Raw genomic sequence first — 15,175 nt, 5'->3', positions numbered from 1 at the left:
ACCCGACCGGGCCAACTGTCTCAACAAGAAAGCGCCCCGGACATACCGGGGCGCAATTCGTTCCTTCAACAGGGGAAATGTATCAGCCAAACACTTTGGTCAGGGCCACATCGACCGCGTCGGTGATCTTGTCCACGTCTTCGGGGGTCACGATCAGCGCCGGGCTGAAGCAGAGGGTGTTGTTCTTGCCAGGAATGGAGCGGTTGGTCACACCGATGATGACGTTCTGATTGCCACATTCGGCCACAACCGCCTGTGCCAGTTTCTCGTCCACCGGCTCCTTCGTTTCGCGGTCCGCAACCAGCTCGGCGCCGAGGAACAGACCCTTGCCGCGCACATCGCCGATGACCTGATGTTTCTCCATCAGCGCCTCGAGGTTGGATTTCATCCGCTCCCCCATGGCGACGCAGTTCTCAAGGAGGTTCTCATCCTCGATGATCTGCATATTGACCAGCGCGGCGGCGGGGCCTGCGGTGCAGCCGCCAAAAGTGGAGATGTCGCGGAAGTAGTTCATCGGATCACTGGCGTCATCCTTGAACATGTCAAAGACCGCTTCGGTGGTGACGAGGCAGGCAATTGCGGCATAACCCGAGGCCACACCTTTCGCCATGGTCACGAAGTCGGGCTCGATGCCGTAGTGCTGGTAGCCAAACCAGGTGCCGGTGCGGCCGACGCCACAGACCACCTCGTCGATATGCAACAGGATGTCGTATTGTTTGCAGATTTCCTGCACGCGCGGCCAATAGCCCTCGGGCGCCTCGATAACACCACCACCTGCGGTCACCGGCTCAAGGCAGAGCGCGCCAACGGTGTCGGGGCCTTCGCGCAGGATGACCTCTTCGATCTGATTGGCGGCGGCGATGCCGAACTCCTTGCCGGAGAGATGCTCCAGACCCAGCTCGTGCTTGCGGTACTCCATGCAGTGAGGAACCTTCACGAAATCGGGCGCGAAGGGGCCATATTGCATATTGCGCTCTTCCTGGCCGCCTGCGGACATCGCTGCGAGGGTGGAGCCGTGGTAGTCGCGGTCGCGGTACAGGATCTTGGTTTTCTTGCCGCCGTATTTCTTGTGTGCGATCTGGCGCACCATCTTGAAGGCTTTCTCATTCGCCTCCGAGCCGGAGTTGTTGTAGTAGACCCGGCTCATGCCCGGCATCTTCTCGATCAGCTTTTCGGCAAACAACGCACCGGGGATCGAGCCTGCGGATTGCGCGAAGTAACAAAGCTTCATCAGCTGGTCGTAGACCGCCTTGGCGATTTCCTCGCGGCCATAGCCGACATTGACGGTCCAGACCCCGCCGGAAACGGCGTCGAGCCATTCCTTGCCGTTCTGGTCCCAGACCCGCATGCCCTTGCCCTCGACGATGATGCGGGGGTCGTTTTCTTCAAAAGGCTTGTGCTGGATCAGGTGATGCCAGACGTTGGCCTTGTCTGCGGCGATGACCCGGCTCAGGTCGTTTTCATTGAACGTGCCATCCATGACATGCCCTTTCCACGTTGTTCGAAAATGCGGTCTGCCATGGATTGGCTGGCCAGACTCGCTCTGTATCCACGAAACGCTATATTTACGTTTTGCTCTAGGTCCAGTTGCCGACGCAATTTAGCTCCAGACGCGGGGCGGGCGGGGGTTGTGGTGAAAAAACATATGTTCTGGATTTGCCGGATTGAGAACATGCGCCGTTATGCGCCAAACCGGTGCAGCCGATAGACCGGCGCAGTGACACAGGCGGAGCGACGCGGTGACGACATATCATTTGATGGTGGCCCCCAATGGGGCGCGGCGACGGCAGGCGGATCATCCGGGGCTGCCGTTGCGCACGGCGGAAATTGCTGCCACGGCAGCGGCCTGCCAGCGGGCCGGGGCGGATGCGCTGCATCTGCACGTGCGCGATCGGGAGGGCGGGCATTCCCTGGATGCGGGGCGCTACCGTGCAGCGATGGCGGCGGTGGCTGAGGCGGCGCCGGGCATGGCGATCCAGATCACCACCGAGAGTGCGGGTATGTTTGACGTGGCGGATCAACTGGCCTGTCTGGAGGCGCTGCGCCCGGCGGCGGCCTCGGTCTCGGTCCGGGAAATGGCGCGGGACTGGACGTTGGCCGCGCGGGCCTATGCGATCTGCGCGGAGGCAGGAACCGAGGTGCAGCATATCCTGTATGGTCCTGACTGCATTGCGGCGTTGCGTCAGGCCTATGCGCGGGGGGATATTCCGGCGCAGATACGGTCGGCTATTTTTGTGCTGGGCCAATACGCGCCGCCGCGTTTGGCTGAGGCGTCCGAGCTGCGCATGTTTCTTGAGGCAACTGCGGATCTGGATCTGGACTGGGGGCTCTGCGCCTTTGGCCGGCAGGAACACGCCTGCCTGCTGGCGGGGCTGGAGGCCGGGGGGCGGCTGCGGATCGGGTTTGAAAACAATACCCAAGCTGCGGATGGATCAGAGTATCCTGACAACGCAGCCTCAGTTGCCGAGTTTGTCGCATTGGCGCGCGCGGCGGGGCATCGCCCGCTTGTGATGCCTGTTTCCGAGGATAAAGGAGCCCAGCTATGAGCCATGTTTTTCCCCGCCACACCAAGGCCAATCTGCCCACTGCCGTCGCAGGGGACGGCTGCTATCTGATTGATGCCAATGGCAAACGCTATCTCGATGGCTCTGGCGGCGCGGCGGTGTCCTGTCTGGGGCATTCCGATGCCGCAGTGATCGCTGCGGTGCAGGAGCAAGTCGGCAAACTGGCTTTTGCCCATACCGGGTTTATGACGTCGGAACCGGCAGAGGCGCTGGCGGATCTGCTGATCTCTCAGGCGCCGGGAGATCTGGACCGGGTCTATTTCGTTTCTGGCGGGTCGGAGGCGACGGAGGCCGCAATCAAGCTGGCGCGGCAGTATTATCTGGAGCGCGGCGACAACGCCCGGCGTCATGTGATCGCCCGGCGGCAGAGCTATCACGGCAATACACTGGGCGCGCTGGCGGCGGGCGGCAATGAATGGCGACGCCAGCAGTTTGCGCCGCTGCTGATCGATATCTCTCATATTGCGCCCTGCTATGAGTACGTCGACCGCGGCGAGGGCGAAAGCAGTTATGACTACGGACAGCGCGTCGCCAATGAGCTGGAGGCAGAGATTCTGCGGCTTGGGCCTGAAACGGTCATGGCCTTCATGGCGGAGCCAGTGGTCGGGGCCACATCAGGCGCGGTGCCTGCGGTTGAGGGGTATTTCAAACGCATTCGTGAAATCTGCGACCAATACGGCGTGTTGCTGATTCTGGATGAGGTGATGTGTGGCATGGGGCGGACCGGGCATCTGTTTGCCTGCGAGGCGGATGGTGTGGCGCCGGATATACTGTGTATCGCCAAGGGGTTGGGGGCTGGTTATCAGCCGATTGGCGCGATGCTGTGCAGCCGGCAAATCTATGAGGCGATTGAAGGCGGCAGCGGGTTTTTCCAGCATGGCCACACCTATATCGGCCACCCGGTTGCGACGGCTGCGGGGCTGGCGGTGGTGCGGGCCTTGCTGGATCGCGGATTGGTGCAGCGCAGTGCTGAGATGGGCGAAAAGCTGCACGCAGCACTGGTCGCGCGGTTTGGCCCGCATCCGCATGTCGGCGACCTGCGCGGGCGGGGGCTGTTCCGGGGGATCGAACTGGTGGCAGACCGCGAGAGCAAAACGCCGTTTGATTCGGGTCTTGGTGTTGCAGGCAAGCTGAAGAAGGCGGCGTTTGAGGCCGGGCTGATCTGCTATCCGATGGCGGGCACGCGAGATGGGCGCAACGGGGATCATATTCTGCTGGCACCGCCCTTTATCCTCAGTGAAGATCAGATCGGCGAGATCACAGACAAGCTGGAGATCGCCTTCGCTCAGGTGCTGCCCTAAGACGGCTATTGGTGGGGGTGGTCAGCGAGGTACTGCGGACTGGCAGATCATCCCATCGGGGTGTCGTCCCGTGTTTGAGGTTTTGATCGGCTATGAGCTGTTGCGTGGTGTCATTTGATGAACACTTAGATTGATTTGTGCAATAAGTGAGTGAATATTCACTGTTCCTGCTTGGTAGTGTGTCTGAAACACAGCAAGAGGACCGTTCAAATGACCACAAATTTCGCCCCTGCCGACCTTCTTGATCGTTTCGGCGCGTCGCTTGCCGGGGCGGAGTGTCTGGACCGCCTGCGGGCCGGTGTCATTGGTGACGGGGCGGAACTGCCCGGGCCGAACGGGCCGGTGAAGATGATATACGCCGATTACGTCGCCTCTGGCCGGGCCCTACGGCAGGTTGAGGACTTCGTTCTGACTGAGGTGTTGCCCTATTATGCCAACAGCCACACTGAGGCATCTTATTGCGGCAGCTTCATGACTCGGCTGCGCGGGGCGGCACGGCAGACCATTGCGCGGATCTGCGGTGCGGATGATCGTTTTGCGACGGTGTTCACTGGATCCGGCGCGACGGCAGGGCTCAATCGGCTGGTGCATTTGTTGGGGGTCTCCGGCGCGGTGGCTGCGGGGCAGACGCCTCTGGTTATCCTTGGCCCCTATGAGCACCATTCCAACATCCTGCCGTGGCGCGAAAGCGGCGCCGAAGTGGTCGAAATTGCCGAGGCCACCGAAGGTGGGCCTGACATGGGCGAGCTGGAGGCCGTGTTGCAGCGGGAGGCTGGCGGCGACCGCCTGATCGTAGGGGCGTTTTCGGCGGCGTCGAATGTCACAGGGATTGTTACCGACACCGATGCCGTCAGCCGGGTGTTGCGTCGCCATGGCGCGCGGGTGGTCTGGGACTACGCGGGGGGTGGCCCTTATCTGCCGATGAATATGGCAGCGGGCACGGATGCCGAGAAGGACGCGATTGTGTTCTCCGCCCATAAATTCCTGGGCGGGCCGGGGGCGTCTGGTGTGATGATCCTGCGCAAGGCTGCTGTCGCATGCACGCGCCCAACCCTCCCTGGTGGCGGCACCGTGAAATTTGTCTCCCCCTGGCGGCATGACTACGCCGATGATCTGGCCGCGCGGGAAGAGGCGGGCACGCCCAATGTGGTTGGCGATATTCGTGCCGCGCTGTGTCTTCTGGTGAAGGAGGCGATGGGGCAGGCGTTCATGGACCAGCGGCAGGAGGAGCTGCGGCAGCGGGCGCTGGCGGCCTGGCAGGATCTGCCCAATCTGCAGATCCTCGGCAATCCGAATGCCAGGCAGAAACTGCCGATCTTCTCGTTTCAGGTGCAGGATCCCGAGACCGGCGCGCCGATCCACCAACAGCTGTTCACCCGGATGCTGTCGGATCACTACGGGGTGCAGGCCCGTGGCGGCTGCGCCTGTGCGGGGCCATATGCCCACCGGTTGCTGAACATCGGACCGGTGCAGTCTCGGGCTATGCGCGCGGCCATTCTGGGCGGACAGGAGATCGAGAAACCGGGTTGGACCCGTCTTAACTTCTCCGCCACGCTGAGCGATGAGAAGGCCGATGCAATCATCCACGCGGTGCGCGACCTCGCACAGGATCCGCGGCGGTTCTGTGAGGGGTATAACGTCGATACCGCTACCGCGCGTTTTGCGCCGAAGGTGGCCTAATGTGCCGTCTGCTCGCCTGGAACGGGGCCCCGCGCTACCTTGAGGATCTGGTGTTTGTACCGGAACATTCGCTGGTGCATCAGTGTCGGAATGCGCTGATCTGCAAGACGCCGATCAATGCCGATGGGTTTGGGATGGCCTGGTATTCGGACCGCCCGGAGCCGTGTCTTTACAAGGACACGCATCCGGCCTGGTCCGATCCCAATCTGGCGCAGATTTCGCGCCATACCAAAACTGGGCTGTTTCTGGCCCATGTGCGGGCCTCCACCGGAACCGCGACTTCGCGCAACAATTGCCATCCCTTTGCCAGCGGCAAGTGGAGCTTTATGCACAATGGTCAGGCCGGCGGGCATATGCAGTTCCGCAAGCGGCTGGATACAATGATCCCGGATGCGTTCTACGATCACCGTCTGGGCGGCACTGAGAGTGAGGCGATTTTCCTGATTGCCCTTGGTCTGGGGCTGGATGCGGATCCCATCGGGGCCGTCGCCGCCGCCGTGCAGCAGGTGGAGGCCGTTTCGCGCGAGAATGGCACCACGCCGCATATGCGGTTTGGGGCCTGCTGGTCCGATGGCACCCGGCTTTATGCGGCGCGCTATGCCTCCGACAGGCATGCACCCAGCCTCTATTACCGGGTCTATAAGGAGGGGGTGATTGTCACCTCAGAACCGCTGGACAGCGATATCAGTGCCTGGATTGAGGTGCAGCCGAACCGGGCGCTGGTGGTCGAGGGGGGCGAGGTCATGGACCTGCCCTTCACCACAGCCTTGGCGGCCTGATCCCGGTTTGGTGTCGGCGAGAGGCAGCTCCTGTGCGTTGGTGACCTGAGAGAGCAAAGCGCGGTTGACTATCCCCGCTTTGCGGCGCAACCCTGTGGCGAAAATGGACGGCGATACCGGAGCGGCCCGAGGCGGCCGGGGCGTCGCCCGTCGCCGCTGTCGGAGGAACCATGTCGCGCGAGGCCCCCCCAATCTATCCGCTGATCCGCAATGTCGGGCTGTCGGGAATGCTGGTCAGTTTTGGCGATCAGCTGGATGAGGCCACCAACCGGGCCACACTTGCCTTTCGCAGTGCGGTCAATGTGTTGGGGCTGAGCGGCGTGGTGGAAACTGCGACCTCTTTGGCCTCGGTTTTTGTGCGCTTTGATGCGGTGGAGCTGCCGCATGATCGGTTGCGCGGGGCGCTGGCAGAGTTGTTGCTGACCCGGGATTGGTATCAGGCGCCGCTGCCGGATGGGCGGCGGTTCTGGCGGGTGCCGACGGTGTACGGCACTGAGCTCGCACCTCAGCTGGAAGAGGCGGCGGATCTGGCAGGGGTGAGCGAGGCAGCAGCGATTGAGGAGTTGGGCGCGGCGCGGGTTCGGGCGCTGACCATCGGATTTGCACCGGGGCAGCCCTATCTTGGGACGTTGGGCGAAAACTGGGACATCCCGCGACAGAGCGAAGTCACTCCGCAGGTGCCGGTTGGCGCGCTGGTATTGGCGATCCGGCAGTTCGTGCTGTTCTCAACCGCATCGCCCACGGGATGGCGCCATGTCGGGCAGACCGGTCTGACGCTGTTTCAGCCGGAGGCCGCCGATCCCTTTGCGCTGCGCGCCGGAGATGAGTTGCAGTTCGAACCGGTGAGCCGTGCGGCGTTTTTGCGGTTGCGGGACAGCGGCGCCCAACAGGGCGGTGCCATTGTCAGCGAGGTCACATCATGAGAGCGCTGCGGGTTCTGCGGATTGGTCCCTCCTGCACGGTGCAGGATCGGGGCCGGGTTGGCTACCTCGGGCAAGGGCTGTCGCAGGGCGGCGCGGCGGATACGCTGGCGCTGGCCGAAGGCGCGGCGCTGTTGCGGCAGGATGCCGGGCTGGCGGCGCTGGAGATGGCCGGAATGGGCGGGTTGTTTGAGGCAAGTGCGCCGATGCGGATCGCCCTGACTGGCGCCGAGATGGTGGCAACGCTGGATGGCGCGCCGTTGGTCTGGAATGCGTCGCACCGGATTGAGCCGGGGCAACGGTTGGAGATCGGCCCTGCAAAACGGGGCGTTTATGGCTATCTGCATGTGGGCGGCGGGTTTGCCACGCCGGAGTTGCTGGGCGCGCGGGCGGCGCATCTGGTGGCGGCCCTTGGGGCGCCAGTGACCAAAGGCGATACCCTGCCGGTGGGAGCTGAAATGCTGCCAGCGGCGCGGCAGGTAACCGGGTTGGGCCTGCGCGTGGCGGATCGCTTCTCAGGCGGGGAGCTGCGGCTGGTCGAGAGCTTCCAGTCTGATCTGTTCCCACCCGAGGTGCGCCGACGCTTTGCCGCGACGCCTTTCACACCGGGGCGGCGTGCCAGTCGCATGGCCTTGCAGTTGATGTCCGAGGGGGCCGGATTTGCCGCTGAGGGGCAGTTGAATGTGCTGTCGGAGATCATTGTGCCGGGAGATGTGCAGATGACAGGTGACGGCCGCCCGTTTCTGCTGCTGCGCGAGGCGCAAACGACCGGGGGCTACCCCCGGATCGGTACGGTTCTGCCCTGCGATCTGTCGCGGGCGGTGCAGGCGGCGGCTGGGGCGGTGCTGCGGTTTCGCTGGGTCACGCTTGAGGACGGGCTGGCGCAGCAGGCCGCCCATGAGGCCGCTGTTGCGGCGCTGCCCTCTGCCTGCCGCCCGCTGCTGCGCGATCCGGCTGATATGGCGGATCTGCTGTCCTATCAGCTGATCGGGGGCGCAATATCAGCCGAGGCTGATCCTTTTGAAACTGGAGCTGAAACATGAGCAAGACCGTCGATCTGAACGCCGATATGGGCGAGAGCTTTGGCCCCTGGACCATGGGAGATGATGCGGCGCTGCTGGATGTTGTCTCCTCGGCCAATATTGCCTGCGGGTTCCATGCGGGTGACCCGGATGTGATGGCGGCGACCATGGCGCGGGCGCGCGACCACGGTGTGGGGATCGGCGCGCATCCGGGGTTTGATGATCTTCAAGGCTTTGGCCGCCGCAGGATGCAGGTGCCACAGGGCACGTTGGCCAATATGATCCGCTATCAGCTGGGCGCGGCACAGGGCATGGCGCGCGCGGCTGGTACCAAAGTGCGGCATCTGAAGCTGCATGGGGCGCTGTCGAATATGGCCTCGGTGGATCATGCTATGGCGCGGGCCTGCTACGAGGCGGCGCTGGAGCTGGACCCAGATCTGATCATCATGGTGCTGGCCGCCACCGCCATGGAAGAGGTGGTGCGGGAGCTGGGCTGCAACTGGTGCGGAGAGATCTTTGCGGATCGGGCCTATAATGATGACGGGACGCTGGTGGACCGCTCCCTGCCCGGCGCGGTGATCCACGATCCCGCGATTGCCGGGCCGCGCATTCTGCAAATGGTGCAGGAGGGGGCGATCATCACCGAAAGCGGTGCGCGGATCCCCACTGCCATCGACACGATCTGCCTGCATGGGGACACACCAACCGCCGTGCAGTTGGCGCGGTCGGTACGCCAATCGCTGTCCGAGGGCGGGATCGAGGTTCGGGCCTTTGATGGGCGCCGGGGGTGAAATTGCCGTGAGACGCAGATTGGATGTCTATTGTTTCATTTTAAAACAATGAATTAAGTGACGTTACTTTAAAATTGGATGTTGGAGCCTATCCTCTGGACGAATTTCTGGGCTAAACCTGTGGCAGCCTTTTGCTGCAACAGGATCCGCCTATGTCTCTCCGTTTGTTTTCGACCCGGTCCCGCCCGATACATATGGGGCCGTTTCCGATGGAGCGGGTGCAGCCGGGGCCGATGCCGGATCTCGCGGCAGTGCCGCCGTTTCAGCCGCTGAATTTCAGACGTCCCGATATGCCTGCCTCCATCGTCAATGCGATGGGTGAATATCAGGCGATGATGGATGCGATCCGCGACGGGATGGTCAACAAGGCGCAAGCGGACTGCCCGAGCGACCCGCAGGAACGGGCCGATCATATCAAGGCTTTTGGCTATTTCAGCGATGCGGCGATGGTGGGGATCGGGCCGATGCCTGGCTCTGCCCGGCTGGATGTGCCCTATCGTAACGCCGATATCGACCGGCTGTCCCATGATCTGAAGACCCGCCAGACCAAGACGCTGGCTTCGGGCATCGATATGATCATGGCGGATCTGCGCGATGCGATGGAAGCGCCGCCGACCACTATTGGCGAGCATACGCATTCGATTGTGTTTCTCTATGACATGCCGCGCGATCCGCGCCCGGATGAGCCAGGCTGTGACTGGCTGGAGGGGGCCGAGCGCCACCGCGCCTGTCTGCGGGCCTCGGAGACAGCGGTGGTACTGGCGAATTACATCCGCTTGCTGGGTTGGGATGCCAAAGCGCATACCGGGACGTCGGCGGATGTGGATCTGAACCAGCTGACCGTTGCCACCGGTCTGGCTACGGTTGAGGATGGCAAGCTGGTGAACCCCTATCTGGGCACGCGGTTTGGTGTGGCGGTTGTGACCACCGATTTCGACATGGCGCAGGACAAGCCGCTGTTGCCGCAGGATCTGCAACCGGTGTTGCAGGTCAAGGGGCCGAAATGGTGGCTGGGGGTCGGCTCCGAACGCTCAGCACTCAATGGCGATCCCTTTGCCCGCCGCGATTTCTGCGATGGGCCGCATCCGTTTGAGACGCTGAAGCGGGTCGCGGATCCCACCACCTATATTGACGAGGCGCGGGTGGCACGGGTGCCAAAACGCGCCGATATGTTTGCCCGTAGCCAGTTCGGCGATATGGGCAAGACCAATCAGGCGGCGGCCACCGGCGGGTTTTACGTGCGCAAGGCCGCGCCTTCGATGGCGCAGCGGCGGATGCTGGGGGCCTTTGTGTTGCTGCAGGATGGCGCGCCCGCCCCGCAGGCGCCGCGCCCCACAGATGCCGAGCGTAACGCCGCCAATATCAAGGCGGCGAGCTATTGGCTGGGGATTGACGCGGTCGGGATCAGCCGTTGCCCGGAGTGGACTTGGTACAGCCATGACGCCACCGGCGCCGAAATCCATCCGGAGCATGATCAGGCGATTTCGATGATTGTTGATCAGGGCTTTGACACCACCGAGGGCACCTCCGGGGATGACTGGATTGCGGTGGCGCAGTCCATGCGGGCCTATTTGCGGTTTTCGCTGCTGGGCGGGGTGATTGCGCGGCAGATCCGTAACCTTGGCTACAAGGCCAAGGCCCATACGGTGATGGACGGCGAGGTCTTGCAGCCGCCCTTGCTGCTGCTCGCGGGGCTGGGAGAGGTCAGCCGGATCGGTGAGGTGATCCTGAACCCCTTCCTTGGACCGCGTCTGAAATCCGGTGTGGTCACCACCGACATGCCGATGGCGCATGACAAGCCAATTGATTTTGGTCTTCAGGCGTTCTGCGAGGCTTGTAATAAATGTGCCCGCGAATGCCCGTCTGGCGCCATCACGGCCGGGCCGAAGCTGATGTTCAATGGCTATGAGATCTGGAAATCCGACAGTCAGAAATGCACCACCTATCGCATCACCACGCCGGGTGGCGCGATGTGCGGGCGCTGCATGAAAACCTGCCCCTGGAACCTTGAGGGGATATTCAAGGAAAAGCCGTTTCGCTGGGCGGCGATGAATATGCCTGCGGCGGCCCCAGCTTTGGCCAAGCTCGACGATATGGTTGGCAATGGTGAGATGAACCCGGCCAAGAAATGGTGGTGGGATCTGGAGCTGGAAGAGGACGGTGGTTATCGCCCGACGCGCCATCCGGTCAATGCGCGCGCGCTGCAAAAGGATCTGGATCTGCGCTATGAGGATCAGACGCTGGCGGTGTATCCTGCGCATCTGGCACCGCATCCCTGGCCCTATCCGTTTCCGATGGACCGGGAAGCGGGCATTGAGGCCTATCAGGCAATGGTCACGGCGGAGGAATACAAAGCCCGCCGCGCCCGTGGCGAGAGTGGTGACTGGGATCACATCTATACCAACGACGGCGACAGTCCGGTTCTGCGGGTTGAGGTGTCGAACGTCAAGGAGATGAGCAGCGGCGTCACCAAATATGAGTTTCGGAGCCTTGATGGCAGTCCCTTGCCGGAATGGACGGCGGGGGCGCATCTGGACATTGTGGTCGCGCCGGAGTTCCTGCGCCAGTATTCCATGTCCGGCGATCCGGCAGACCGGTCGACGTACCAGATCGGTGTGCTGCGCGAGGATCTGGGGCGAGGGGGCTCAAAACTGCTGCACCGGATTTTCACCAAGGGGCGGCGGGTCTTTATCTCCAAGCCGATCAACCATTTCCCACTGGTGGAAGACGCGCGTCGCAGTTTTCTGATGGGGGGCGGGATTGGTGTGACGCCGATGATTGCCATGGCCCATCGTCTGCACGCGCTGGGACAGCCGTTTGAGCTGCATTATTCCGTGTCATCGCGCCAGGACGCAGGTTACCTCAATGACCTCGCAGCGATGCCCTGGGCTGAGCATGTGCGGATCCATGTGTCGGATGAGGGCAGTCGTGCCGATCTTGATCAGGTGCTGGCGGATTATCAGGACGGCTGGCACGTCTATACCTGTGGGCCGGACCGTTACATGAGCGGCGTGATTGAGGCAGCCGAGCGGCAGGGCTTCCCTGAGGAGGCGCGCCATCTGGAGTATTTCTCGGTGCCGGAGGTGCCGGAGTATGAAAACCACGACTTCACCCTGAAGCTCAGCCGATCAGGGCGTGAGCTGCGGGTACCTGCGGAGAAGACCGCCACCGATGTGCTGGCCGAAAACGGCATTCATATTGATGTGAAATGTTCTGACGGCATCTGTGGCGTGTGCAAATGCGGGTTGGTGTCAGGCGAGGTGGAGCATCGCGATTTCGTGCTCTCCAAGGCGCAGCGCAAAGATGCGGTGATCCTGTGCCAGTCGCGGGCGGCAGAGAAAGATGGCGTGATCGAAGTGGATATTTGACAGCGGAGGCCGCGTCTGCGCGGGTCCAGATGTTTCGGGCCGCGTCACAGATGGCGCGGCCCGGTTGCTGCTATATACGTATTCACACTCCGATCAGGTGTCTTCCGCCGTTGGCCCCTCACCCGCGCGGAGAAGGGCGGCGGCCAGCGCGCTCTCAGAGACCGGTTTTTGCACGATCGGGCAGGGCGGGTAGATCTCGATGATGTCCTGCACCTCGCCGTAGCCGGTGGTCAGGACAAAGGGGATGCCGCGTCGCGCCAGTTCTTCGGCCACGGGAACGGATTGCTCGGAACCGAGATTGACGTCCAGCACCGCATAATCGATGCCGCCCTCCTCCAGTTTGTCCAGCGCCTTGCCCACCGTCGAGGCGCTCGCAGTCTCCGCAAAGCCGATATCCTCCAGCATAGCACTTAGATCCATCGCGATAATGAAGCTGTCTTCGACCACCAGTGCTTTGCCGCCCGGTTTGGGCGTGTTCACGACCGGAGAACGGGTCTCAGGGAGGAGGTCGGCCTCACTGTGCCGGATTTTGTAGAGGTACCGGGTCGGAATGCGGAACCGCGCTTCGAGACCAGTTGTCTTATATTGTATCGAGGCGTCTCCTTTCAGCTCATGTGGAATGGAGTTCTCCACGATGGTAGAGCCAAAGCCGCGCCTGGCAGGCGGCGCCACCGGTGGGCCTCCGCGTTCAACCCAACGGATCAGAAGGGCGCCGCTGTCCTCTTCCTCCAGAGCGATCTCGACACGGCCGACCCCATTGCTGAGGGCACCATGTTTGACCGAATTGGTGGTCAGCTCATGCAGGACCAATGCCAGAGTGGTGAAAGCGACCGGGGTGACCAGCACATCGGGGCCTGTCAAGACAACCTCATCATCGCGACCGGTGGTATAGGCCTCCAGCTCGCAGGTGATCAACGCCCGCAGCGAAGCGGGTTCCCATTGCTCACCCGTCAACTGGTCATGCGCGCGCGCCAGTGAATGGATGCGGCCATCCAGATTGTCGGTGAATTCCGTCAGCGTCCGCGCCGTACCTTTGGTCTGGGTCACCAGCCCGCGCATCAGGTTGAGGATGTTCCGAACCCGGTGATTGAGCTCTGATATCAGCAGTTGCTGTTGCTCTTGGGCGCGTGCCCGCTCGGCGTTGTTGGCTTCGGTCACCTTGAGGAAGATTTCCAGCAGCACGGTGCGCAGCATATTGGCGCTGTGAAGGCTGTTGTCTGCCCAGGGGGCGGACCGCCATTCGACGGTTTCCTGCCAGGCCTCAAAGCTTTTGCGGGGGGTAAGCCGCACGCCATTGGGGCCAACGTCCATCGGTTTGGTGGGATCCCCGGCCCAGGCAACCGTCTGCGAGATGCTGCGGCGGCACAGGATGAGGTAATCGCGCGGGCGTTTGGAAATCGGGATCGCGAGGATACCGGCGCAGCGGTCAATGTAATCCCGCGCCGGGTCATGGATGCTCTCCAACTGGTTGGTGGAAAATGCTGTTGCCCCAATGGTGACATCCAGCATTCTGGCGAGGGAGCGGGTTTCCTCGGCGGTGGGGGTGGTGCCGGTGGCATGAAACTCCCCATCGGAGTAGAGCACCAGACCGTCATGAGGGATCACGTCCTGAATGTCTTCGGAGACCGAAATCAGGCTTTCCTTGAACGGGCGGCCATCCGCCAGCATCGCCATCAGTTGGGTCTGCAGGCGGCTCATGTTCTTTTCTTCGCGGTTGCGCTGCGTGGTCTCGAACTGGCTCAGCTCATATGAGAAGACATGCGCGAACATCTCAATGGCGGTGCGACGTTCATAGTCAATATACCGCGGGCGGTTGTGATGGCAGGCAAACAGGCCCCACAACTCTCCGTCTTTCATGATTGATACCGACATCGAGGCCCGCACGCCCATATTGCGCAGATACTCCAGATGGATCGGCGAGACAGCGCGGGTCACCGCCAGAGACAGATCCAGGGGGGCGCCGTCGATTTTGAATGCCGGGCTGATCGGCGCGCCTTCATCGTCCACATCGGCAATCAGCCGCAGCAACGATCGCTTATAAAGTGCGCGCGCCTGGACCGGAATATCCGAGGCGGGAAAGAACATGCCGTCGTATTTCTTGGTTCGGTCGCTGCGGATCTCGGCGATCACCTGTCCGGAGTGATCTGGCTGGAACTGATAGACCATGACGCTGTCGAACCCCGATAGCGCCTGTAGCCCGCGTGCTGCCCCCTGCGCCAGCCGCGAGATATCCCCGTCCCGACGCAGCTGCGAGAAATGCGGATAGATCTCGGACATCACATCGCGGTCGCTGCGCTCGAATTTTGGTTCGAACTCGATGACCAGATGGCGACCGCTCTGATGGATGCTGACATCAAAGGCCTGACTGCGGTCTTTCAGCGGGATGTTGAAGAACCGCAGGCTGCTGTCCGGGGCTTCCAAGGCGCCCAGATTGCGACGTATGCGGGTAAAGGCATCTTCCGCGATCAGATCCGCCAGCGAACGACCCACAGCCTCTTGTGCATCGGTGCCCAAGATTTCAAGAAGATTGTCTGAGGCGTGCTGCACCAGCCAGTCGGTCGAGAGCGCGATCAGCGCGCCGTAAGATTGCACGCGCCCAAGCTGGTGGATGGGTTCGCGGTCACAATTGGTCAGTGTGGTGGTTGAGACTGTCTGTTCCAAAGCCATTGTACAGGCCCTTTTTCTTGATATGCCGACGGTGCGCCCTGCGGACGGCGCTGTCTTATATGTGTTGCACTGTTGTCAGGGTG

General features: G+C 62.2%; 11 protein-coding genes (1 of these 11 cut by a window edge). 8 read left to right on the top strand and 3 right to left on the bottom strand.

Annotated elements, in window-relative coordinates:
- Positions 1-82 precede the first annotated feature (82 nt).
- Entirely contained in the window at positions 83-1,480 is a 1,398-nt protein-coding gene (locus tag phaeop14_RS13135; RefSeq protein ID WP_096789809.1) for an aminotransferase family protein, read from the bottom strand.
- 259 nt (positions 1,481-1,739) lie between these two features.
- Here phaeop14_RS13135 and phaeop14_RS13130 point away from each other — a divergent pair, with 259 nt between their 5' ends.
- The 8 genes from phaeop14_RS13130 (at position 1,740) to phaeop14_RS13095 (ending at position 12,425) form a co-directional block, all read left to right on the top strand.
- Entirely contained in the window at positions 1,740-2,546 is an 807-nt protein-coding gene (locus tag phaeop14_RS13130; protein ID WP_096789808.1) for a 3-keto-5-aminohexanoate cleavage protein, read from the top strand.
- Positions 2,543-3,865: an aspartate aminotransferase family protein gene (locus phaeop14_RS13125; protein ID WP_096789807.1), complete on the top strand. Its 1,323-nt coding sequence runs from the start codon at positions 2,543-2,545 to the stop codon at positions 3,863-3,865. Before phaeop14_RS13130 ends, phaeop14_RS13125 begins: the two co-directional genes overlap by 4 nt.
- 210 nt (positions 3,866-4,075) lie before the next feature.
- Positions 4,076-5,545: an aminotransferase class V-fold PLP-dependent enzyme gene (locus tag phaeop14_RS13120; RefSeq protein ID WP_096789806.1), complete on the top strand. Its 1,470-nt coding sequence runs from the start codon at positions 4,076-4,078 to the stop codon at positions 5,543-5,545.
- Complete coding sequence (locus phaeop14_RS13115; RefSeq protein WP_096789805.1) at positions 5,545-6,324, top strand: class II glutamine amidotransferase; 780 nt, start codon at positions 5,545-5,547, stop codon at positions 6,322-6,324. Before phaeop14_RS13120 ends, phaeop14_RS13115 begins: the two co-directional genes overlap by 1 nt.
- A 170-nt stretch (positions 6,325-6,494) precedes the next feature.
- Entirely contained in the window at positions 6,495-7,247 is a 753-nt protein-coding gene (locus phaeop14_RS13110) for a 5-oxoprolinase subunit B family protein (protein WP_096789804.1), read from the top strand.
- Positions 7,244-8,287 (top strand): 5-oxoprolinase subunit C family protein, encoded by a 1,044-nt coding sequence (locus tag phaeop14_RS13105; protein ID WP_096789803.1) that lies wholly within the window; start codon positions 7,244-7,246, stop codon positions 8,285-8,287. Before phaeop14_RS13110 ends, phaeop14_RS13105 begins: the two co-directional genes overlap by 4 nt.
- Positions 8,284-9,057 (top strand): LamB/YcsF family protein, encoded by a 774-nt coding sequence (locus phaeop14_RS13100; protein ID WP_096789802.1) that lies wholly within the window; start codon positions 8,284-8,286, stop codon positions 9,055-9,057. The genes phaeop14_RS13105 and phaeop14_RS13100 overlap by 4 nt, the downstream gene beginning before the upstream one ends.
- 152 nt (positions 9,058-9,209) lie before the next feature.
- Positions 9,210-12,425 carry a 2Fe-2S iron-sulfur cluster-binding protein gene (locus phaeop14_RS13095; RefSeq protein WP_096789801.1) on the top strand — a complete coding sequence of 1,072 codons (3,216 nt, stop codon included), beginning with the start codon at positions 9,210-9,212 and terminating at the stop codon, positions 12,423-12,425.
- A 93-nt stretch (positions 12,426-12,518) separates the two neighbouring features.
- Here the strand turns inward: phaeop14_RS13095 and phaeop14_RS13090 are convergent, their stop codons facing one another.
- Both phaeop14_RS13090 and phaeop14_RS13085 read right to left on the bottom strand, forming a co-directional pair.
- On the bottom strand, positions 12,519-15,092 hold the full coding sequence (locus phaeop14_RS13090) for an HWE histidine kinase domain-containing protein (protein WP_096789800.1): 2,574 nt from the start codon (positions 15,090-15,092) through the stop codon (positions 12,519-12,521).
- A 75-nt stretch (positions 15,093-15,167) separates the two neighbouring features.
- Positions 15,168-15,175 carry the 3' end of a heme oxygenase-like domain-containing protein gene (locus phaeop14_RS13085; protein ID WP_244905772.1) on the bottom strand. Its footprint extends 724 nt past the window's final position, so the window shows 8 of its 732 coding nt (coding positions 725-732); the start codon falls outside the window, past its right edge; its stop codon occupies positions 15,168-15,170.

It is taken from the genome of Phaeobacter piscinae (genome assembly GCF_002407245.1).
Taxonomy (GTDB): Bacteria; Pseudomonadota; Alphaproteobacteria; order Rhodobacterales; family Rhodobacteraceae; genus Phaeobacter; species Phaeobacter piscinae.
The sequence above is the reverse complement of the archived record's forward strand: the minus strand, read 5'-3'. Positions and strand labels throughout refer to the sequence as shown.